Annotated in this window: 19 protein-coding genes, 1 tRNA gene and 1 pseudogene; 7 read left to right on the top strand and 14 right to left on the bottom strand. The window is 61.7% G+C overall.

Annotated elements, in window-relative coordinates:
- Window positions 1-140: 140 nt before the first annotated feature.
- The 7 genes and pseudogenes from B0G62_RS32445 to B0G62_RS06245 form a co-directional block, all read right to left on the bottom strand.
- Complete coding sequence (locus tag B0G62_RS32445) at window positions 141-1,826, bottom strand: methyl-accepting chemotaxis protein (protein ID WP_103703647.1); 1,686 nt, start codon at window positions 1,824-1,826, stop codon at window positions 141-143.
- 272 nt (window positions 1,827-2,098) lie between these two features.
- Window positions 2,099-2,449, bottom strand: a complete 351-nt coding sequence (locus tag B0G62_RS06285) for a flagellar transcriptional regulator FlhD (RefSeq protein WP_244193123.1) — start codon at window positions 2,447-2,449, stop codon at window positions 2,099-2,101.
- A gap of 137 nt (window positions 2,450-2,586) precedes the next feature.
- Complete coding sequence (locus tag B0G62_RS06280; RefSeq protein ID WP_103703307.1) at window positions 2,587-4,116, bottom strand: methyl-accepting chemotaxis protein; 1,530 nt, start codon at window positions 4,114-4,116, stop codon at window positions 2,587-2,589.
- A gap of 1,367 nt (window positions 4,117-5,483) precedes the next feature.
- Window positions 5,484-5,648, bottom strand: a pseudogene (locus B0G62_RS06260) (integrase core domain-containing protein); the annotation flags it as partial.
- A gap of 109 nt (window positions 5,649-5,757) precedes the next feature.
- On the bottom strand, window positions 5,758-6,669 hold the full coding sequence (locus tag B0G62_RS06255) for an NAD(P)-dependent oxidoreductase (protein WP_103703304.1): 912 nt from the start codon (window positions 6,667-6,669) through the stop codon (window positions 5,758-5,760).
- Complete coding sequence (locus B0G62_RS06250; protein ID WP_103703303.1) at window positions 6,669-7,055, bottom strand: carboxymuconolactone decarboxylase family protein; 387 nt, start codon at window positions 7,053-7,055, stop codon at window positions 6,669-6,671. Before B0G62_RS06250 ends, B0G62_RS06255 begins: the two co-directional genes overlap by 1 nt.
- Window positions 7,052-8,407, bottom strand: coding sequence for an MFS transporter (locus B0G62_RS06245; RefSeq protein ID WP_103703645.1), 1,356 nt, complete (start codon window positions 8,405-8,407; stop codon window positions 7,052-7,054). Before B0G62_RS06245 ends, B0G62_RS06250 begins: the two co-directional genes overlap by 4 nt.
- Here B0G62_RS06245 and B0G62_RS06240 point away from each other — a divergent pair.
- Window positions 8,406-9,236: a GntR family transcriptional regulator gene (locus B0G62_RS06240; RefSeq protein ID WP_227473047.1), complete on the top strand. Its 831-nt coding sequence runs from the start codon at window positions 8,406-8,408 to the stop codon at window positions 9,234-9,236. The genes B0G62_RS06245 and B0G62_RS06240 overlap by 2 nt on opposite strands.
- A 179-nt stretch (window positions 9,237-9,415) precedes the next feature.
- On the opposite strand, the gene B0G62_RS06235 is transcribed toward B0G62_RS06240, so the two are convergent.
- Entirely contained in the window at window positions 9,416-10,192 is a 777-nt protein-coding gene (locus B0G62_RS06235; protein ID WP_103703301.1) for an SDR family NAD(P)-dependent oxidoreductase, read from the bottom strand.
- A gap of 278 nt (window positions 10,193-10,470) precedes the next feature.
- Here B0G62_RS06235 and B0G62_RS06230 point away from each other — a divergent pair, with 278 nt between their 5' ends.
- Entirely contained in the window at window positions 10,471-11,373 is a 903-nt protein-coding gene (locus B0G62_RS06230; protein WP_103703300.1) for a LysR family transcriptional regulator, read from the top strand.
- Window positions 11,374-11,427: 54 nt separating this feature from the next.
- Here B0G62_RS06230 and B0G62_RS06225 read toward each other — a convergent pair whose 3' ends face one another.
- From B0G62_RS06225 to B0G62_RS06215, 3 genes are all read right to left on the bottom strand, one after another.
- Window positions 11,428-12,423, bottom strand: coding sequence for an aldo/keto reductase (locus B0G62_RS06225; protein WP_103703644.1), 996 nt, complete (start codon window positions 12,421-12,423; stop codon window positions 11,428-11,430).
- Between the two features lie 121 nt (window positions 12,424-12,544).
- Window positions 12,545-12,862, bottom strand: coding sequence for a hypothetical protein (locus B0G62_RS06220; RefSeq protein ID WP_103703299.1), 318 nt, complete (start codon window positions 12,860-12,862; stop codon window positions 12,545-12,547).
- 192 nt (window positions 12,863-13,054) lie between these two features.
- Window positions 13,055-13,636, bottom strand: a complete 582-nt coding sequence (locus tag B0G62_RS06215) for a TetR/AcrR family transcriptional regulator (RefSeq protein WP_103703298.1) — start codon at window positions 13,634-13,636, stop codon at window positions 13,055-13,057.
- Between the two features lie 119 nt (window positions 13,637-13,755).
- Here B0G62_RS06215 and B0G62_RS06210 point away from each other — a divergent pair, with 119 nt between their 5' ends.
- Window positions 13,756-14,970: an MFS transporter gene (locus B0G62_RS06210; protein WP_103703297.1), complete on the top strand. Its 1,215-nt coding sequence runs from the start codon at window positions 13,756-13,758 to the stop codon at window positions 14,968-14,970.
- Between the two features lie 125 nt (window positions 14,971-15,095).
- Here the strand turns inward: B0G62_RS06210 and B0G62_RS06205 are convergent, their stop codons facing one another.
- Window positions 15,096-16,019, bottom strand: coding sequence for an AraC family transcriptional regulator (locus tag B0G62_RS06205; protein WP_103703296.1), 924 nt, complete (start codon window positions 16,017-16,019; stop codon window positions 15,096-15,098).
- Between the two features lie 83 nt (window positions 16,020-16,102).
- Here B0G62_RS06205 and B0G62_RS06200 point away from each other — a divergent pair, with 83 nt between their 5' ends.
- From B0G62_RS06200 to B0G62_RS32440, 4 genes are all read left to right on the top strand, one after another.
- Window positions 16,103-17,092, top strand: a complete 990-nt coding sequence (locus tag B0G62_RS06200) for an oxidoreductase (RefSeq protein WP_103703295.1) — start codon at window positions 16,103-16,105, stop codon at window positions 17,090-17,092.
- Window positions 17,093-17,300: 208 nt separating this feature from the next.
- Window positions 17,301-17,873 carry a TetR/AcrR family transcriptional regulator gene (locus B0G62_RS06195; RefSeq protein ID WP_103703294.1) on the top strand — a complete coding sequence of 191 codons (573 nt, stop codon included), beginning with the start codon at window positions 17,301-17,303 and terminating at the stop codon, window positions 17,871-17,873.
- A gap of 66 nt (window positions 17,874-17,939) precedes the next feature.
- A complete protein-coding gene (locus B0G62_RS06190; RefSeq protein WP_103703293.1) occupies window positions 17,940-18,806 on the top strand; it encodes an SDR family NAD(P)-dependent oxidoreductase in 867 nt (288 codons plus the stop codon).
- A gap of 190 nt (window positions 18,807-18,996) precedes the next feature.
- Complete coding sequence (locus B0G62_RS32440; protein ID WP_279629741.1) at window positions 18,997-19,131, top strand: site-specific integrase; 135 nt, start codon at window positions 18,997-18,999, stop codon at window positions 19,129-19,131.
- Between the two features lie 226 nt (window positions 19,132-19,357).
- Here the strand turns inward: B0G62_RS32440 and B0G62_RS06180 are convergent.
- Both B0G62_RS06180 and rpoD read right to left on the bottom strand, forming a co-directional pair.
- Window positions 19,358-19,445 (bottom strand) — tRNA-Ile (locus B0G62_RS06180).
- A gap of 183 nt (window positions 19,446-19,628) precedes the next feature.
- Window positions 19,629-22,040: an RNA polymerase sigma factor RpoD gene (gene rpoD, locus B0G62_RS06175; protein ID WP_103703292.1), complete on the bottom strand. Its 2,412-nt coding sequence runs from the start codon at window positions 22,038-22,040 to the stop codon at window positions 19,629-19,631.
- Window positions 22,041-22,166 lie beyond the last annotated feature (126 nt).

Genomic DNA, 22,166 nt, shown 5'->3' with positions numbered 1-22,166 from the left:
CATTGGACTCCTTACAAATTGGTCAATCTCCGCCTTAGCAATCGACGGCAACCCGTCTGTTCCCCGTGCCCCACCTCCTAACTTCCCAGATTCGGCTCTGAAACGCAAGGGGCTTGGCATACCGCCATCGAAGATCGGACTCAGAAAGTTGTCCACTCGTCGTTCGACGCTATCGACAGCTCCCCGGCTTCCGTAGCGAGCGGCCGAACTGGACGTTTCAAGCCCGGAACGACCTTGGGCGCGGCCACGGATTTTTTGAGCTGGACGGCTGATGCGCGGGTCGGAGTGGATAGCGCAACGACGGGACGCGCCGCCGTCTGCTGGCTGCCCGAGAATTTGAACTCATCGACTACGGCCCTGAGCCGGCCGGCCTGGTCCTGCATCGACTGGGCAGCGGCGGCCGCCTGTTCCACCAGCGCTGCATTCTGCTGGGTCATCTGATCCATTTGCGACACAGCCTGACCGATCTGGTCGATGCCCTTGCTCTGCTCATCCGAGGCGGCAGCTATTTCAGACATGATGTCGGTCACGCGCGACACCGCACCGATAACGTCCCCCATCGTGTGACCGGCGCGAGCTGCCAGCTCACTACCCTGCGCGGAAGTAGCGACCGACTCTTCGATCAGCTCCTTGATTTCCTTGGCCGCCGTCGAGGCACGCTGGGCCAGATTACGCACCTCACCTGCAACCACGGCGAAGCCGCGGCCCTGTTCACCTGCGCGCGCCGCTTCCACCGCTGCATTGAGCGCAAGAATGTTCGTCTGGAATGCGATGCCTTCGATCATTCCCGTGATATCGGCGATTTTCGCCGAGCTGCTGCTGATCCGGTGCATCGTGTCCACGACCTGGCTTACGACCTCATTACCGCGCCGCGCGATATCCGACGCATTGGAGGCCAATGCCATCGCCTGCCCGGCGTTTTCCGCGTTCTGCCGGACGGTGCCCGTCAGCTCCTCCATGCTTGCGGCCGTCTCTTCCAGCGAAGCTGCCTGTTCCTCGGTGCGAGAAGACAAGTCGATATTGCCTGTGGAGATTTCGCGCGATGCGGTGTTCACCGAAGCCACAGCATTGTGTACCGTCGTCATGACGCTGGAAACGCGGTCCATCAGATGATTGAAGGCCACACCGGTCTGGCCGATTTCATCCTTGCTCTCCAGGCGCACCCGCAGACCGAGGTCGAGCGTCTCGCTCGCGGCCTGCAAGGTGCCCTGAATGCCCGTAAGCGAACGCACGATCGAACGGGACAGGATGAAGACACAGCCGATCACGAGCACCATCACCATGGCGAGTACGACCGTCACGCTGATCTGCGAGATGCGGCTGATACTGGCTGCCTGCTCGCTGCTCATCTGCTCCAGACTAGAGAGTGAATCCGTCAGGGCTTGAACGCTCGCATTCATCGGCTGGAAATCGGAGTGGTAAACAGCCGCGACCTGATCGTTGGCTGATTTTGCATCGTGCGACGCCAGATCGAACAGTTGATGCGATTTTTGATCGTATGCATCCCACTGTTGCCGCACCGCCCGAAACTTCTGCTGGTACACGGGATTGACAAACGTCGACATGAGCGTGTCGGTCCATCTATTGATGTTCTGTTCGGCGGTCGCGAAGATTTTTTTCGTATCGTCGGCGGTTGGATCGAGTTCAACCGTCGACAACATGCTCCCCTTGATTTCCGTCATGCTACGCACTTCCAGCGCGCGGCGATCCTTGTCGGCATTGGCACTGGCTACCGCATTAAAGCCAGCGACCGTTGCAGCTACCCCGGCACCGATGGCCAGCAAGGTCACCAACATCACTATTTGAAGCTTTAGCTTGATCGTCATGAAATCCCCGTACGAATCGACTATCCGAATGGCGCAACTCACTTTGTTATCGGCACAAACCTGCACCTCTTTATGATCGCCCCTCGACAATTCAGGCAATAACGGAGTCCGCCGGGTCCGGTTCGGCTATAGGGAAGCCACGCTGTTGTAGTGATCCTAAATAATCAATCATCAGATCAATTCAAATGAAAGACTTTTTTTGACAAGATCGTGACGTTATAAGCGATCCTCGACGTCAAGCAATCGTGGCCCAAACAACGGCTTCGATGACGTCATGGCCGGACTCCTTCGCGAGCCACCTGGCCAGGGAGTTCACTAGCTGCCCCGGCCATCAGGATATGAGCACGCGTTGGCACGTCCGCCATGGCAACGCCCCTGTCGGACAGCGCGGCGAGCAGGGCGTGATCGTTCACGTGGAATCGACACAACACCTGGGGCGACCGCGCCAACCGCCGGACCTGTTCTAGCGACAGATTGCTCAGGGCTTGCGCCATAGGCTCCGTCACCCCGAGACAAGCCATACCCGTAACCCTGTTTTCGTGCAGCAGCCGCTGCGCGAGCAGCAGCCAGGAATAATTCATCACGCCAATGTCACTGAGTACATCACCGGCCATCGCCATCATCCTGTCACTCGTTGCGCGTCTAGCGGGACACATTGACCGCATCAGCCAGTTGGGCAGCCTGGGATGAACTGAAAAGGCGGCCGCACAACATCTGCTGCAGCTGGACACGCTGCGGCGGAGAGTGCCCCGCGCAGTATCTAGATGCGGAATAGCGACACTGCCTCGCGCAATTGTTCCGCTTGATCGTGCAGTGAGTTCGCCGCCGCAGCAGCTTCCTCGACGAGCGCCGCGTTCTGCTGTGTCACCTCGTCCATCTGCGTGACGGCCCGGTTGACTTCTTCGATACCGCGACTTTGTTCGTGTGAGGCTGCGGCAATCTCGCCCATGATGTCCGTCACGCGCTGGATTGCCACACCAATATTGGCCATCGTCTCGCCGGCTCGCGTGACCAGTTCCGCGCCTTCGTGCACGCGGTTGCCGGACGCCCCGATCAGTTCCTTGATCTCCCTGGCCGCCGCCGAGGCGCGCTGCGCCAGATTACGCACCTCTCCTGCGACTACTGCGAAGCCGCGGCCCTGCTCGCCTGCGCGCGCCGCCTCCACCGCCGCATTGAGCGCGAGAATATTGGTCTGAAATGCAATGCCCTCAATGATGCCGATGATGTCGGAAATCCTGTCAGCACCGTCCTTGATCTCCGCCATCGCAGTGATCACCTCGCCGACGATCTCCCTGCCTTCGGTCGCGATCGCCGTGGCACTGCCTGCGAGGCCGTTGGCCTGACGGGCGTTTTCCGAGTTCTGTCTGACCGCAGCGGTCAACTCCTCCATGCTCGCCGCGGTCTGCTGCAGCGAGGCAGCCTGCTCCTCGGTACGGGAAGAGAGATCCGCATTGCCGGCGGCGATCTGCGCCGTCCCCGTGGATACTGAATCCGAACCCGAGCGGATACGCGTGACCATTTCCACCAGACTTTGGCGCATATCTGCAACCGTTGCCAGCAGGTTATTTTTGTCCCCGCGTCCAAGCTCAATCGTCACGCCAAGATCACCGGCAGCCATTCGGCTCATCACTTCGCTCGCGTAGGCAGGTTCTCCGCCAAGCGTTCCTGTCACACTCCGAATGATCTGCCAGGCGATGAGCGCGATACCGGCCGTCGCAACGACAATCAGACCGACCATAACCCCGGCGATGCGCCAGAACGCAGCATCGATATCGTCGGTGAAGAATCCCGTTCCGATCCACCAGCCCCAAGGTCTGAATTCGAGCAGGCCGGTCAATTTTTCCATCAGTTGTCCGGTAGCGGGATGCTTCGCGAATACGGACATGATCGGAAGACGCTCCCGAGCCAGCATTTCGCTATAAAGATCGCCGTCTGGCCGGCCGTCCGCAGTCCTTCCCACGTGGACCTTGTTGATGGCGGACGGATCGCGGTGTACGAGCGTATAGCCGTTCGGCAATCGCACCCACAAAAAACTCGCATCCGTATAGTTCAGTTGACCAAGCGCCACTCTGGTTGCCGCTTGTGCCTGCCCGGTCGTCATTCTTCCGGCGACCTCCTCGTCGTGAAAGTAGCTGGCGAGGTGCTCGGCCATCAGGAGCAAGTGGGTAATCTGCTCACGCTTTTGCTCCATCATTGCCTGCCGGACGCTGTACAGGCTACCACCGCCGATTGCAAGAAGCGCCGTGAGGGCCGCTACCGTCAAAAGGGCAAGACGCGTTGAAACCTTCATGGAACTCCCCCGTTTATCTCGTCGTTCAGCATTCCTAATAGTGGCGCTACGACTCTTCTGCACATCCGCAAGACGCTCAGCAAGGTTGCGCTGCCGCCGCCATGGCCCGCGCGACAACGACTGAACAAAAGTCGCTGGATGACCACGAGCCCCGGTCGTCCGCCTTGGCCCGAGCAATACCGCCAGCGACTCGCCGATTCATCGAACTCGCGCACGCAGACCGATCTCGACGCTTGCGATCAGAGCTGCGGATATCCCAATTCGGCGATGGTGGTCACCAAGGTCCGTCTCTCTATTAAGAGTTTGCTCAAAACGGCACGCCATCAATACTAGAATGGTACCATACTCAAAATCCTATCCCACCTCGGGTCATGGCGCGCGATGGCCAGGAAACATCCGGTCCAGAGTTCGACGCTCAGCGCCCAGATGAGATGGGTCGTGCGCTCAATGCACGGGGGAATCGCGCGCTGGAGCACCGGCGACATGATGGCTGCAGCTTTTACGGGATTCTCAGCGCGCCCGGCGCTCCGCGCACGTGGCGAGAGGTATTGGGCGTTCGCCCCCAGAAGCGAGACCGTTCGATTGTTCGTCAAGCGTATCGCCGGATGATTCAGCAACATCATCCAGACCGCCCAGGCAGTTCCCACAACGCGATGACCGAACTGAATGCCGCGCTCGCGACAGCAGAAAGCGAATTGAAGGAGCAGAAGGAATGCTGATCCGCGAATTAGAAGGCGCTACGCGCCGCCTCGGCCGACACGCGATGCAATGAATCTGGCCTATCTAGCAGGGCAGAGACCATAAGATCCGCTTGGCAATGACGAGCGCGGCATTCGTGACGGATACATCGCGATTGGACAAGGTCAGGCGGGGCAAAAGCTTCGAATCTAAATGATAGGATAGCTAAATGAAGTGATCGACCGCATATGTGCTCGTAGGTCTAGCCTAAGAGTTGTGAGTAACGCACTCGTCGTCAAAGAGAATGGTGAGTGGATGGCGCTAAGCGCACTACAAAAGCGCTTTAGCCCGGCCCGCGCGCGTACCGGTTGGCGACTTTCAGTTCCGCCGCCCCCGAGCGAAGGAGGGAACGGGCAAGACGGACTCGTGGGGTGACATTCGCCAGGCGCAGCGCCAACTGGGCCACCCATCTCTGACGATGACGGCGCACGATGTGCGAAAAAAACGGGGAGAAAAGGTCAGCCCGACGCGATGAAATCGCTGCAGCGCAAAACGTGATTTTTCGGAAAGACCGTGGGTGCCGTTAAGCGTAAAGTGACTTGAAAATAAGGCATAACTTGTCCGTCAAGCTACGCCTGCTGGCGATTTATCACTGAGGTGACTGACCTGCCTGATTTTTTCGGACCGGTTTAATTTTGGAGAACGGCCTCGGTTGCTTCAGTTGAACAACACTGCTGCTTAAACTCGTTGGGCGTCAGGTAGTCCAGCGCCGAATGCGGCCGAATCGCATTGTAATGACGCCACCACTGCTCAATCACGACTTTGGCTTCGACCCGTGAGCGGAACCATTCCAGGCGAACAACACGTTTTCACCACGTTTCACGCGGGCAGCCCGGGGCGAACCCGCCCCGGGTCTCATCGTTTCACGCCCAATATAGCGGCGCAGACATGCTCGCCACGCGCTCAGCTTGCGCTGTTTGCTTCGAGTGTCAAACCTGCAAGCGTCTCGGAGAACTTCGCCATCTCCGTATGGTCATGCCCTTTCCCAAGGCTGGTCGCCGCGGCAGACCAGAGTTCCCGGCACAACGATGAAAACGGCACAGCCACTCCGCCGTCGTGGGCCACCTCCAGCGCGATGCCGAGATCTTTCGCCAGCAGATCGAGTCCGAAGTTACTGTTGAACTCGCGGGACAGCACAAACTGCTTGAACTTCTTCTGCGTGCTATTGTTTGTCCCGGTCGATGCGTTCAGTACGTCGACCATCTTTTCCGCATCCAGACCGAAACGCTGCCCAATCAACAAAGCCTCGACGCCGATCAGAAAACCGCCGGCCGACACCAGATTGTTCAGCGCCTTCATCGCCTGGCCTGCACCGATCGCGCCGACTTCCGTAATCGTCGTGCCCATCGCGCGCAGCAGGGGCATCGCACGCTTTACCGCAGCCGGCGATCCGCCCGTCATGATCGCGAGTTCGCCCGTCTTCGCCCGCGCGACGCCGCCCGATACCGGCGCGTCGATCATCATCATGCCGTCGGCTTCAAGGGAAACCGCAAGCCCCTTGGTGACAGTCGGGACGCCAGACGTCATATCGACAATCAGCGCGCCTTTCGCCAACACCGGGCGAACCTGAGCGACCACTTCGGCGACGTGCTTGCTGGTCGGCAAAATGGTGATGACGGCATCTGCGTCCTTCGCCGCTTCCGCGACGCTGGCGGCCGCCTCACCGCCCACTTCAGCCGCAAACTTCCCGGCGTGTCCGGGCGCGACGTCATAAACCGCCACGTGAAAACCGGCCCCGACGAGTCGGGCGGCCATCGGCCACCCCATGTTGCCGATGCCGATGAACGCGACCCGGGAAAACGTGCCGTCGCTCATCACAGCGCCCCTTCCTTCACCAGCACTTCATGCGCCGCCTTGAACGCACCCAGCCCGCTGGGAATACCCGAATAAGCCGTGGCGTGCAAAAGCGTAGCTTTGATCTCTTCGACCGTTACACCGTTGTTCAACGCACCCTTCACGTGCAGCTTCAATTCGTCGGTATGGCCAGCCACCGTCAGCATCGCGAGATTCATCAGACTCCGCGTCTTGCGGTCGAGCGTCGGATCACCCCATGCCCAGCCCCATGCCCACGATGTGGTCGCGCGCTGGAATGACATCATGAACTCGTCGGCCTTCTGCATCGACGCGTCAACGTACTCCGCGCCCAACACCGCACGGCGGATCGGCATACCTTTTTCGAACAGTGCGTCATCGTCTTTCATGATTGAACTCCTTTTTGAATGAGTGAAGGTTCAGTAATGTTGACCAGTTCCAGTGAACGGCCAGTCGTGCGCGGTCCGATCGCCGCCACGACGGCGGAGACGATCAGCCAGCACGCGGAAATGTACGCAAACACGCTGAGATAACCGGCGTTCACATACAGCATGCTCACGATGAAAGGACCAATCACGTTGGTCAGGCGCCCGAGTCCGTAACAAAACCCGGCACCCGCCGAACGGAGATGAGTCGGATAGGATTCCGGCGTATAGATGTAAAGCGTTGCATTCATCAACTGGATCGCAATGATCACCAGCGCGCCGAAGATCACGATGAAGATTGCCGATGGTGCAAGCCCATAAGCCACCCCGGCAACCGCAATGACAACGGCGTCGACCGCGACAATCCATTTGCGCTCGAACCGTTCGATGATGAAGGTCCCGAGCCACGCGCCGAGCGGATTGCAGATAGCGATCAGGCTGGAGTATTCGAGGGACTTCGTGATCGTGAATCCGTGCTGCACGAGGAGCGTGGGCACCCATGCGACGAAACCGTAGAAACCGAGCGTCTGGAAAACCCAGATCAACGATAGTCCAATGGTCTTCCTACGATAAGCACCACTGAACATTTCTCCAAACGTCGATTGGGGCATCACTGGCGTGCCGAGGGACACACTACCGACTGCATTGATGCCTGCCGCCTGTTCCAGCTTCTCCAGCACTTTTCGCGCCTCATCGGTGCGGCCCTTCGCCAGAAGCCAGCGCGGCGATTCCATCAGTTTCAGCGCGAACGGAATTGCCAGCAAGCCCAGGCTACCCCACACGAATACGAGCCGCCATGCCCACGGAGCGATTGGCACAACGAACCGTGCAACCCATGCCGTAGCAGGAATGCCGATCAGGCCGAGCGTGAATATCAGACTCATGTATTTGCCGCGCAGCCGGGCCGGGAAGAATTCGCTGACGTAGACGTTGGCGATCACCGTCATGCCGGAGAGCCCAATCCCGGTGAGAAAGCGGAACACGGCGAGCGACATGACATCCCACGACGCCGCGTTCAGCAGGGAGAAAAACGTGTAGACAACAATGCTCAGGATGAACGCGGGCTTACGACCGAGACGGTGCGCGAGCACGCCACCGAAGGTCCCGCCGATAAACATTCCCCCAAAGCTGGTCGATGTGATCAGCGCCACGTCGCTCACAGGGATATGCCAGCTCCCAATGATGGCTGGCGCTGCGTACGCAAACGTATTCAGATCGGCAAGTTCGAAAAAATAGGCAAACGCCAGAGCCCAGATGGCTATTCGGTGAAACGCCGTAATCGGTAACTGATCCATCCGGTGGCTTATGTCGTCCATGTCCTGTGTCTCCTTGTTGATCTGCTTGCGTTCGCTTGTGTTCAATTGCCAGATTGTCCGTCAATATGTCACATCGAGAATTGCCAGTCAATATGGCAGTCCGCAAACGTCGATGTACAATGACGCATCCGTTCCATCACTCGAATTAGCGATGAGCAGCAGTTCTCTGAAAGTTGTGCCGCAACCCGTACGCCGGCAGGTGGAAGATGGATTGCGCGCCGCGATCATTTCGGGCCGGTTCCTGCCGGGCGACCATCTTCCCGACCGGATGCTCTGCGAAACTTTCGGCACCAGCCGCAGCGTCGTGCGGGAAGCCGTGCGGCTGTTGGAGGCTGAGGGGCTAGTGGTCGTGCATCCGAATCGCGGGCCGTTTGTCGCGATACTGTCCGAGGAAGACGCCACCGATATCTACGAAGTCCGTGCCGCCCTCGAAGCACTCGCGGGCGAGGGCTTCGCCTTACGTGCAACCGACGAGCAACGCGCTACGTTGCGTGCCGTGTATCAGGAGTTGTGCGATGCACGCGCCGACACCCCCCGCGAAGCGCTGCTCGATATCAAGCAACGCTTCTACGAAATCCTGACGGCTGGCAGCGGCAACGCACTCGCGACACGCATGTTGGGGCAGTTACTGATCCGCAATAGCCAATTGCGGGCGACATCGCTGTCGAGTCCGGATCGTCTACCGGAGACGGTAGAAGAGATCGGGCAAGTCATCGACGCAATTGAAAAAAGGGATCCCGTCGCAACCGGCGCCGCATGTCGTGCACATGTACGGGCTGCTGCCGCGGTAGCTATTCGCATCCTGAGGGAGCGATCTTCGGCTGCGTAGCGTGAGCGCCGCCTGAAACTTTGCCTTCCAGGTGGCCACATGCGCTGCGGCGACTCCAGACCAACACGCGGCAAGTGGTTGCGCCGCTACCAGGCGGCAGGAGAAGAAGGGCTTCGCTCTCAAGCCAGTGAGATGCGCGAGGTGAGATGAACGGCGGCGACACGGCCACCGCGCGCACATCAGGCGATCGAATACCCGCCGTCCGCGACGAGCGCGTGGCCCGACACGTACGTCGAATCGTCGGACGCGAGGAACGCAACGATCGTCGCCATTTCCTCGGCCGAGCCCCAGCGGCCCGCCGGCGTGCCGGCTGCAAACGCCTGCTGCACATCGGCCGACGGCCAGATGCCGCGATGGTGGAACGGCGTCTCGATCAGCCCTGGGCACAGCGCGTTCACGCGCACGCCTTTGCGGAACCACTCGATCGACGCGGTTTTCGTCATGCCGACCACCGCATGTTTGCTCGCGATGTACACCGACGCGTTTTCGAAACCGATCAGCCCGCCCATCGACGCATTGTTGATGATGCTGCCCGAACCCTGGCGCAGCATCACTTCGGCCTCGTACTTCATCGAGTTCAGCACGCCGCGCACGTTCGGCTCGAACACCATGTCGAAGCGTTCGGCGTTCTGCTCGACGAGCGGCGCGAACACGCCTTCGGTACCCGCGTTGTTGAACGCGATGTCGAGGCGGCCGTAAGTCGCCACCGTGAAGTCGACGAGCTTGCGGATGTCGTCCTCCTTCGCCACATCGGCAACGAACGCGCGCGCTTCGCCGCCGGCGTCCGCGATGTCCTTCACCAACTGGTCGAGTTCCGGCTGACGCCGGGCCGCGACGACCACCTTTGCACCGCGGCGCGCGAGTTCGATGGCGGACGCGCGGCCGATGCCGGAGCTGGCGCCCGTCACCAGCGCGATGCGACCGGCGAGCGGGCGTTGAGTCGTGCTTGTGTTCATGATTCGTTTCTCTCAATAAGTTCATGGTTCGGCATGACTGCCGGATTCGTGGGCCGCGATGCGCTTTTTCGTGTGCTACGCCTCACGCCTGCTGCGAAGTATGGGCATTTCGACAAGGCAGATAAATGGAACAGTTCGGCATTTAAAATTCCTTAAATGGGAACTTTGAAACTGTGGGAGCGCCATATCGCCGCTACGCTTGACCGCTGCGCCGGCCGCTGACGACAATGGCGCTGCGGAACACCCGCCCTGTCACCATTCTCGTTTGCGGAACAGTCATGCTCAATCGGCTCGAAATCCTGAAGATCTTCTCGGTGGCCGCCACCTGTCCGACGTTCCGCGAAGCCGCGAAGCGGCTCGGCGTATCGCCGCAGGTCATCACGCGCGCAGTGCGCGAACTGGAGCAGACGCTCGGCGAAACGCTGTTTCACCGCAACACGCGGCGCGTGCAGATCACGACGTTCGGACAGTCGTTCGCGGTCAGCGCGCAGGCGGCGCTCGCGGCTGTCGACGGACTGTTCGGCCCCGCTAACACTCGCACCGACGAGGCGGTCGGGGTCGTGCGAATCACCGCGCCGTCGGGGCTTGGCCGGCGTTACGTGCAACCGGTGCTGCTCGAACTGATGACGCGGCACCCGGGCCTCGTGCCGGACCTGCGACTGTCGGATGCGCCGTCGGCGGTCGTCGACGAACAGATCGACGTCGGCATCCGCGCGGGGGCGATCGGCGACAACCGCTTCGTCGCGCGCGTGGTCGGGCCGTTGCCGATGTGGGTGGTCGGCGCGCCCGCGCTGATCGACGCGGTCGGTGAACCGAAGAATCTGAAGGAACTGGAAGCGCGGCCGGTCACGAGTCTGATCGACCAGGCGAGCGGACGGCCGTGGCCGTGGATTTTTCGCGGGGAGCGGCATTTCCAGCCGCCGTCGCCGGCATTCGTGACCGACGACACCGAAGCGGAAATCGACGCCGCGTGTGCGGGCGTCGGTTTCAGCCAGTGCGCGGAGTATCTGATCCGCCCTTATGTCGAGCGCGGACAACTGGTGCGCGTGTTGCCGAGGCTAGAACCGGAACCGTGGAAGCTGCATGTGTACCGGCCGCAGCGCGGGCCGGTGCCGAAACGGGTGCGCGTCGTGTTCGACGAGCTCGTGACGCGGCTCGCGGCAGCGACGTCGCGCGCATAAGCGTGGTGCCGCGCGTGTGAAATCGGGCCGCGCGCGCAGCGCGGCCCGGCTGCATCAAAGATTGAGCATCGCCATTTCTTTTTCGCCATACCGCGCGCCTGCGACGCCGTGTTCGGCAAGCGCGGCGTCGATCGCGGCGAGGTCCGGCTGTGTCAGCGTCACGCCGTCCGCGCCGAGGTTTTCTTCGAGACGCGAGCGCTTGCGCGTGCCCGGAATCGCGACGATCCACGGCTTCTGCGCAAGCACCCACGCAAGCGCGAGCTGGCCGACCGTGATGCCCTTGCCCACGGCGAGCGCGGTCAGGCTTTCGACGAGCGCGAGGTTTTTCTTCAGCGCGTCCGGCTGGAAGCGCGGATGCCGGTTGCGCAGATCGTTGTCGGCAAGCGCGCCTGCATCGCGAAACGCCCCGGCCAGAAAACCTCGGCCGAGCGGGCTGTACGCGACAAAACCAATGCCGAGTTCTTCGAGTGCCGCGAACAGTGCCTGTTCGGGATCGCGCGTCCACAGCGAGTATTCGGATTGCACGGCGGCCACCGGATGTACCGCGTGTGCCTTGCGGATCGTCGCGACGCTCGCTTCGGACAGCCCGAAATGCTTGACCTTGCCAGCCTTCACGAGATCGCCGACCGCCCCGGCGACGTCTTCGATCGGCACGGTCGGATCGACGCGATGTTGATAGAACAGGTCGATATGGTCGGTGCGCAGCCGCTTCAGCGCGGCGTCCGCGACCGCCTTGATGTGGTCGGGCCGGCTGTTCACGCCGACCGGCATCGGACCGCCAGCAGGGTCGAGCGCAAAACCGAACTTCGTCGCGATGACGACCCGGTCGCGCAGCGGCTGCAGCGCCTCGCCGACCAGTTCCTCGTTGACCTTCGGTCCGTAGACTTCGGCGGTGTCGAAAAACGTGACGCCGAGGTCAACGGCGTCGCGAATCAGCTTGATCATGTCCTGCCGGTCGCCGGCCGCGCCGTAAGCCCAGCTCATGCCCATGCAGCCGAGCCCCAGCGATGACACCGTGAGCCCGCTCTTACCCAGCGTACGTGTCTGCATCATTTCCTCTCCTTCAGTTCGGGTCGCAACTTCGACAAAGTGCTGCGATTATGAGCGCGCGAAGCATACGAATAAATGGCAACAATCGTCCATTCTCAATTCCCGAATCCGGAATGGCGTTTTACAGGCCGCGCGCCCTCGCCTGCTGCTGCACCCGGCCGAAATGCCTCGCGAGGTAAACGCCGATCACAAGCGCACCCAATGCGAGCGCGACACATTCGAAGTTCGCGCCGAGCGTCACCGGATGCCGCACGAGCCGCACGAGCGCGATCAGCAGGTTGAACGCGCCCCACAGGAAATTGACGAGCGGCGACGAATCGCCGACGCCGCGCGGTTTCGCAAACGGCGTCGGAAACGGCCTGCCCTGCAGCCCAGCGACCAGATGGGGAATGCAGTTGCACAGAAACGCACCAGCGAAAAAGAGAGTGATGTAGTGCATGGATTAGCCGACGAATCGGCAGAGAGGGGTTGAAGGAACGAAAGAACAGCAATCATTGCAGCGTCACCGGTAAGCGCCGCAGTCCGCGGAACGCGACACTCGACGTCTGCTCCACGCGGTCCATAGTGCGCGCGGACCGAAGCGCTGGACGTTCAACAGGTCCGGTACAACGAAACGGCGCTCGTCGCCGCTTCACTTCCTGCGCGCCGTCGGCGCCTTGACTTCGAACGGTTCCAGCATCCGCAGGAACGCCTCGACGAGCCATTCGAAACTCGCGTCGCGGCTCACCGGGTTGTTCAGCGCACCGGACGATTCGAGCGACACGAAGCCATGCACGACGCTACGCAGTCCTCTCAGTACGTGAACGCGGTCCGGCCCTTCGAGGCGATAGCCGTGCAGCGACGCAACCAGCGTCTGCACGAGGCGGTCCACGCCTTCACGCCACGCGCCGTCAGTGCGCGGCGGCGTCGGCAACATCGCTGCGTAGACGCCGGGGTTCTTGCGCGCGAAGTTCCGATATCCGTTCATCAACGCGCGCACGGCATCGGCCCCCGACTTGCCGGCCGTCAGCCGCGCGACACCACGTTCGAGTTCGGCGAGCCCGTGCAGCGCGAGCAGGCGCCGCACCGCGTGGAGGCCATCGACATGCGCATAGAGCGACGGCGCGCGAATGCCGAGCGCCGCGGCAAGATCGTTCATCGACAACCCGTCGATGCCGTTCCGGTTCGCGAGCGCGGTCGCCTCGCAGCGGATGCGGTCGATATCTACTTTCATGGCTGCGCGTGGCTCCCAAGCCTAATTGACTTCCGAACTTTACCTAATTGAATTAGGATTCGTCAACGCGCCGGCTGTTGGTGCGTACGGCAAGCTCCCGGGGAATCAGCACAGACACGATGTTTCGTTCATTGAGAATCTACAACTACCGGCTGTGGGCGAGCGGCGCCATCGTGTCGAACGTCGGCACGTGGATGCAACGCACCGCGCAGGACTGGCTGGTCCTGACCGGCCTCACGCAGCACAGCGCGGGGGCGGTCGGCGTCGTGATGGCGTTGCAGTTCGCGCCGCAGGTGCTGCTGATCGCGCTGACCGGCTTCGCCGCCGACCATTTCGACCGGCGCCGCCTGCTGTTCGTCACGCAGGGCGCGCTCGGACTGCTGGCGCTCGCGCTCGGGCTGCTCACGCTGACGGGCGCCGTGCGGCTATGGCACGTCTATGGCTTCGCGTTCGCGCTCGGCTGCGTGACGGCGTTCGATACCCCCGTGCGGCAAACGTTCGTCGCCGAACTCGTCGGCGAGGCCGACCTGTCGAATGCAGTCGCGTTGAACTCGACGTCGTTCAACATCGGTCGGATGATCGGCCCGGCCATCGCGGGGCTGCTGATTGCGGTGGTCGGCTCGGGCTGGGTGTTCGTGATCAACGCCGTATCGTTCGGCGCGGTGATCGTCGCGATGACGCGTCTGCGCGTCGCAGATCTCCATCGCAACGAGCGCGCGAAGCGCGGGCGCGGCAGCCTGATCGACGGCTTTCGCTACGTGTGGCGGCGCGACGACCTGCGGACCGTGCTGTTGGTGCTGTTCCTGATCGGCACGTTCGGGCTGAATTTTCCGATCTTCATTTCAACGATGTCGGTGACCGTCTTTCATGTGGGCGCTGGCCGTTACGGCCTGCTCACGTCGATGATGGCGATCGGTTCGGTCAGCGCTGCGTTGCTGGCCGCGCGGCGCGACAAGCCGCGCATCGGCCTGCTGTTCGCGAGCGCCGCGCTGTTCGGCGCAGGCTGCGCGCTCGCCGCGGTGATGCCGGCCTACACGCTTTTTGGAGCGGCGCTCGTGATCGTCGGCGTCGCCGCGCAGACAGTCACGACGTCGACGAACAGTTTCGTCCAGCTGTCGACCGAGCCCGCAATGCGCGGCCGCGTGATCGCGATCCTGCTGGCGGCCGCACTCGGCGGCACGCCGCTCGGCGCACCGATGGTCGGCTGGATCGCGGATCACGTGGGGCCGCGTTGGGCGCTCGGCGTCGGTGCGCTCGCGGGACTGACCGGCGCGGCAAGCGGGCTCGTCTATCTGCTAAGACGTAAGACGGCTCTGGCCGGCGACTCGGTGTGATTCACAAACCCTCAGTGCTCTCGCAGCACTCCGCGCGGCCAAGTCGCCAAGGCCGTCAAATCCAGGTCCCTGGCTCCAACCGTATTCGGTAAAAGGCGATCGCCAGTTTGCGAACTCCCTCCTCGCTAACCTGCCCGTCTGTATTCGCTCGGCGACATTCCCGACACGCGCTTGAACGCACTGCTGAACGCACTTTCGGATGCGTAACCCAACTTCGCCGCGAGAACGGCAATCGGTGTTTTCTCGTCGACCAGCGTCTGTCTTGCCATGCGCATGCGCCATTGCGTGAGCCACGTAAGCGGAGCCATGCCCACAACCGTCCTGAAGTACACGCAAAACGCCGTGCGCGACATCGCCGATGCCGCCGCAAGCTCGTCCAGCCGCCATGCCCGGCCCGGATCGCCATGCATCAGCCGCAGCACTGGAGCGAGCCGTCTGTCGCCGATCGCGCGCAGCCAGCCACTGGGGATTTCCGTGCCTGTACCTAGATGGACGCGCAACATTTCGACGAACATCAGTTGTGCGAGATATGTTGCCGCCAATCCACGTCCGGGCAGATCCGAAGCGAACTCGCTGACGAGGCGAGCAAGCAGCCATCGAAGGACCGACGCCTGCTCGCAGTCCGCGCGTATGTGGATCAGCGGCGGAAGGACATCGGTGAGCAATGCGTCGTTGGACGGCGCCAGCCTCACATGCCCGCCGATCTGCGTGCAGCCGCTGCCGTCACCGATCGTCGCGCTCCGGCTTGCCTCGCCGGAGAACACGGTGGCCGCGTCGACCGGCTCCACATCCGGAGCGCTTGCCAGCACAAACGACTTCTCGCCCGTCAGCAGAAAAACGTCGCCTTCACCGACCGCGACCGGCTCCTTCTGCCCGTCGATGCAAAGCCAGCAGTTGCCCTTGACCAGCGCGAAAAACTTGATCTTCTTCGGCTGAGGAAAGCGGATCGCCCATAGGCCGCCCGCGGAGAATCCGCCCGCCACGACAGGCTGCGCGCCGAGAAGCCGGAGAATGTCCGAAAGCGGATCGCCTTCTATTTTTGAACTCACGCGACAGTATTCCGAATCTTTGATTATTCATCGTACCGGAATTTAGCCGCACACTGCGTCCATCATTCAGCGAGGGAAACGCCATGACGACGCAGCAAAAGCCTCTCGGCTCCGGTTTCGGGGCCGCCACCACCGCCGACGAGGTCGTCGCCGGCCTCGATCTTTCCGGCCAGACCGCGATCGTGACCGGAGGTTACTCGGGTCTCGGGCGCGAAACCGCGCGCGTTCTACGCGCCGCCGGTGCCCGCGTGATCGTCCCGGCGCGCGACGTGCGCCGTGCCCGCGACGCGCTGGCGGGCATCGACGTCGAAATCGCATCGATGGACCTGCTCGATCCGGCTTCGATCGACGCCTTTGCGGCGTCGTTTATCGAATCGGCATCGGCGCTGCACATGCTGGTCAACAGCGCCGCGATCATGGCCGTGCCCGAATTGACGCGTGACGCGCGAGGTTATGAAGCGCAGTTCGCGACGAACCATCTCGGCCATTTCCAGCTGGCGCGGCGGCTCTTGCCCGCGCTGCGCAATGCGGACGGTGCTCGCGTGGTGTCGGTGTCATCGATCGGTCACCGCTATTCGCCCGTGGTTTTCGACGATCCGCATTTCGAGCGGCGCGCCTATACGCCGTGGCTGGGATACGGGCAGTCGAAGACGGCCAATATTCTTTTCGCCGTCGCGCTCGACCAGCGCGAAAAAGCCCACGGAGTGCGTGCGCTTTCGCTGCATCCCGGAGCCATTGTCGAGACCGGGCTCGGGAAATATCTGACGCAGGAGCAATTGACCGCCGCCGGCGTCCTCGATGAACAGGGCAAGCCGGTGCGCGATCCGTCGCGGCAGCTCAAGACCGTCGGGCAAGGCGCGGCCACCCAGGTCTGGTGCGCGACGAGCCCGCAACTGGACGGCATGGGCGGCGTGTATTGCGAAAACGTCGATATCGCCCCGGTGATGATGGAGCGGCCGGATGAGATGGACATGGCAGATGCGATGCGGCTGAAGGGCGTGGTGCCGTATGCCATCGACCCTGAATGCGCTGACGAGCTTTGGCGGCTCAGCGAGCAGCTTCTCCAGTTCTAGTCTTCGGGCCCGCAAGGCATACCGGGTACGGCTGAAAAACCTGCATCTCTGTCATTCCCAGGCATCTCACGCAGATAAAGTTCGGTTATCCCGCGCGGCTCAAGCTGCGCGGGACGCTCCCCTGCGTTCAAAACGCGGACCGCACGCAGAAAATATGAGGTATGATTGAGCAATCACTCACCCATACTATTCGTACAGCACCGTATCCATGGCCCGCCCGAAGAGCGAAGACAAGCGCAACGCCATCCTTGCCGCCGCCATCCAGATGATGGCAGAACAGGGATTGGGCGCGCCCACGGCCAGGATCGCGAAGATGGCGGGCGTCGCCGAAGGCACGCTCTTCACCTATTTCGACAACAAGGACGAGCTGGTCAACGCGCTCTACCTGTCCATTAAAGCCGAATTGCGCGAGGCGCTGGTGCCCGAGTTTCCGCGCGACGCCAGCCTGCGCGAGCGCGTACAGCACCTCTGGCGGCGCTACGTGGATTGGGGTGTCGCCAACCCGGATAAACGCAAGGTCATGCTGGTCCTGAGCGCCTCCGATCGCGTCACCGAACAATCGCGCGCCGCCGGCATGCAGGCCTTCGCGGAGGCCCATACACTCCTCGAAAGCTGCACCGCGCAAGGCCATCTGCAAGGGCACTCCCCGGCTTTCGCCTCCGCGATCATGGGCGCGCTCGCCGAAACAACCATGGATTTCATCGTGCGCGAACCCGCGCAACGCGATCGCTACTGCGACGCCGGTTTCAACACTTTCTGGAACGCCATTGCGCATACTTGAGTGCGCGTTTTTTTCATTTATAAATGAGTGAATACGCACTCATTTATTGAGCAAAAGGAGCTTATCATGTCGAAAGTCTGGCTTGTCACTGGCAGTGCTCGCGGCCTTGGCCGTCATATCGTCGAAACCGCGCTGGAAGCGGGCGAACGCGTGCTGGCCACGGCGCGCGACCCGCAGCGGCTCGACGATCTCGTGGCCCGCTATGGCGACCGGGTGAAAACGGCGGCGCTCGACGTTACCGATCCCGCGGCGGCCCGGGCAGCCGTGCAAACCGCGGTCGATGCGTTCGGGCGCATCGACGTGCTCGTCAATAATGCGGGCTTCGGCCACATCTCGCCCTTCGAGCAAAGCCCCGAAGACGACTTCCGCGCGCAGATCGATACGAACTTCTATGGCGTCGTCAACGTCACACGTGCTGTGCTGCCCGTCATGCGCGCGCAGAAGTCCGGGCATATCCTGCATGTTTCGTCGGTGGGCGGGCGAATCGGCAATCCTGGTCTTGCCGCTTACCAGTCGGCCAAATGGGCGGTCGGCGGCTTTACCGAAGTGCTGCGCCAGGAACTCGCGCCCATCGGCATCCATATGACGGCGCTCGAACCCGGCGGCATGGCGACGGACTGGGGCACCGAAGCCGGCTCCCAGATTCCCCCGCTGCTGCCCGAGTACGAACCGTCGATCGGCGCGCTGCTGCAACTCTTCGCGGAGCACATCGGCAAGGAGCGCAGCGATCCCGCGCGCGTCGCGCAGGTAGTACTGCAACTGACGCGCCACGACGCACCGCCAGCCCACCTGCTGCTCGGCAGCGACGCGCTGCAATTCTCGAACGCCGCCGACGCCGCACGCGCCGCCGAGGGCGAACACTGGCGCGACGTCACGCTGTCGACCGATTTCGGCTCCGTGGTGGACACGGGAGCAGCGATGCCCCGCGACTGAACTGAGCAACTGAGAGCGTGCGGGACAGCGTTGGGGGCGTCCTGCGCGCTCGTCGACAATAACCGTGATTCGGGAGCACTCGTGAAAGTGCTGATCTAGCAAAAACACAGAGAGCGGACGCGACATATATGTCGAGGATGATGTGTTTCAGCGCGTATATGTCTGCGCCGATCAACCAACGCGCGATGCAATGGATCTCGCCTACCTGGCCGGGCTGAGACCTCAAGATACGCTCAGCTATGCCGAGCGCGACATTCGTGATGGATTCATCGCGATTGGCCAAGGAAAGACACGACAGAAGCTGCGGATGGAGATTGTAGGATAACTAAAAGTTGTGATCTGCGCGCGAAAGCGGGTACAGACAAGACGGACTCGTCGGGCGACATTCGCCAGGCACAGCGGCAACCAGATCACAAGTCGCTGACGATGGCGGAGCACTACGTGCGGAAAAGGCGGGAGGGATAAGGTCGGCCCTTCGAGATAGGCCTAATTGCGGAGCAATGGGGCTTTTTGCGGAGCAAAGAAGTTGCTTCGAAAATCGCTGAAACCCGTGGTGGGCCGGGTCGGGTTCGAACCGACGACGGGATCTCTCCGGCGGATTATGAGTCCGCTGCCTGCAACCAACACGGCGTCCGGCCCACGAAGCTAAAACGAGGAAGCGCCAACAAAAAAGCCCGGGCTGAACAGGAGCCGGGCTTTCCGACGGCAGGCCGACATACTACACGAAACCAGGCCTGCCTGACCATCCATCACGCGCAATTACTTGCGCTACATGCGTTCCGCCTGAAATCCAGACGAAACGCACAGACGACGCACACGCCATCAATTCCCTTCAAGGAAGGACTTGAGCTTGTCCGAGCGGCTCGGGTGACGCAGCTTGCGCAGCGCCTTCGCCTCGATCTGGCGAATCCGCTCACGCGTCACGTCGAACTGCTTGCCCACTTCTTCGAGCGTGTGATCGGTGCTCATCTCGATACCGAAGCGCATGCGCAATACCTTGGCCTCGCGCGGCGTAAGCGAGTCGAGCACGTCCTTCACCACATCGCGCATCGACGCATGCAACGCGGCATCGGCGGGCGCCACCGTGTTGTTGTCCTCGATGAAATCGCCCAGATGCGAATCGTCGTCGTCGCCGATCGGCGTTTCCATGGAGATCGGTTCCTTCGCGATCTTCATGATCTTGCGAATCTTGTCCTCCGGCATCTCCATCTTCTCGGCAAGCGTCGCCGGGTCCGGCTCAAGACCGGTTTCCTGCAGGATCTGCCGCGAAATGCGGTTCATCTTGTTGATCGTCTCGATCATGTGAACCGGAATGCGGATCGTGCGCGCCTGGTCGGCGATCGAGCGCGTGATGGCCTGACGGATCCACCACGTCGCATAGGTCGAAAACTTGTAGCCGCGCCGATATTCGAACTTGTCCACCGCCTTCATCAGGCCGATGTTGCCTTCCTGGATCAGGTCGAGGAACTGCAGGCCACGGTTGGTGTACTTCTTCGCGATCGAAATCACCAGACGCAGGTTGGCCTCGGTCATTTCGCGCTTCGCCTGACGCGCCTTCAATTCACCGGCCGCCATCTGGCGGTTGGTTTCCTTGAGATCCTTGAGCGGCAGCACCACGCGCGCCTGCAGGTCGAGCAGGCGCTGCTGCTGTTCGCGGATCGCCGGCACGTTGCGCGAGAGGATCGCGCTGTACGCGTGACTTTCCGCGACAACCTTGTCGGCCCAGTCCAGATCGGTTTCGTTGCCGGGGAAGCGCGTGATGAATTCCGAGCGCGGCATGCCACACTTGTCGACGACCGTGTGCAGGATCTGACGCTCGACCTGACGCACTTCGTCCACCTGCGCGCGCAGCGTGTCGCACAGACGCTCGACGGTACGCGCCGTGAAGCGGATCGACATCAGTTCGGTCTGGATCGTTTCCTGCGCCTTCAGATAGGCCTTCGACTTGTAGCCTTCCTTTTCGAACGCGCGGCGCATCTTGTCGAACCATTCGCTGATGAGCGCGAATTTTTCGAGCGAGGCGCGCTTGAGGGCTTCCAGTTGCGCCGCGTTGGCCGTCGCCTGTGCGGCGCCGTCGTCTTCCTCTTCTTCGCCCTCTTCCTCTTCTTCCTCTTCGGCGTCCGCGTCTTCGTTCTCGATCTCTTCCGCTTCCTTGGCGTTGAAGCCGTCGGTGTCCTCGGCGTTCGGATCGATCAGGCCGTCAACCAGCTCATCCACACGAATCTCGTCGTTGGCGACGCGTTCGGCCATGGCGAGAATGTCGGCGATGGTGGTCGGGCAGGCGGAGATCGCCATGACCATGTGCATCAGGCCGTCTTCGATGCGCTTGGCGATTTCGATTTCGCCTTCGCGCGTGAGGAGTTCGACCGTGCCCATTTCGCGCATGTACATACGCACCGGGTCGGTCGTGCGGCCGAATTCGGAATCGACGGTGGAGAGCGCCACTTCCGCTTCTTCTTCGACTTCGTCGTCGGAAGAGGCGTTGGGAGCGTTGTCGTTGAGCAGCAGCGTTTCAGCATCGGGCGCCTGTTCGTAGACGGCGACGCCCATGTCGTTGAACGTGCTGATGATGCCTTCGATCGCCTCGGTTTCGGTGAAGTTGTCCGGAAGGTGATCGTTGATTTCGGCGTAGGTAAGGTAGCCGCGCTCCTTGCCAAGCTTGATGAGCGCACGCAGCTTGTTGCGGCGCTCTTCGAGTTCCTCGACGGTCCCGGGCTGCGAGGAGGCGAACGCGTCTTTCAGTAGCGCCTTCTCCTTCGCTCGCCGGTCGCGCGCACGGGTGGTTTTCTCACCCTTGCCCGCGGTGGGCGTGCTTTCTTCGCTCTGGTTTGCGTCGTCATCGACGGACACTTCATTCAGCTTTTTCGTCATGGAGTTCGCCGTACCTGCTGTAGTCTCGACTCGCGGCTGTTGGACAACAGCCTCTTGAACCGTGGATACTGGAGCCTCGCGCTCTGCCGCATCGTCCGCAACGGCAGGCACTTGCCTTGCACTACTCGGACCACCGGACCGCTTCGTTGCCGGATGCGAGACGGCTTTCGCCGCACGCGTGGGCGCCGCTCGCGCGGCCGAAACAGCCCGGGTTTTCTTCGGGACTGCAGGAACTTCATGACTGGCGGTTGCCGCATCGCGGCGGGAACGGGCGGAAGCTGCGTGCGTGGCCGCGGTGACCGTATCGGTCTGCTCCGTCGAGCTAGCGCCTGCCGCCTTCTTTCCACCTGTAGTCTTTGCCATTGCCATTCCGCCCCTAGCTGGAAACTGGACACCTTCGAGCATCCCCCGGCGAAACGACCTCCGAGTGATACTTGAGCTGCCCGCCCGGAAAAAACAAAAACAACAAAAACAAACCGCTGAAAACCC

Origin of the sequence: Paraburkholderia eburnea (genome assembly GCF_002917095.1) — a bacterium.
GTDB lineage: Bacteria > Pseudomonadota > Gammaproteobacteria > Burkholderiales > Burkholderiaceae > Paraburkholderia > Paraburkholderia eburnea.
Note: the sequence above shows the minus strand (reverse complement) of the source record. Positions and strands in the feature narration are given on the sequence as shown.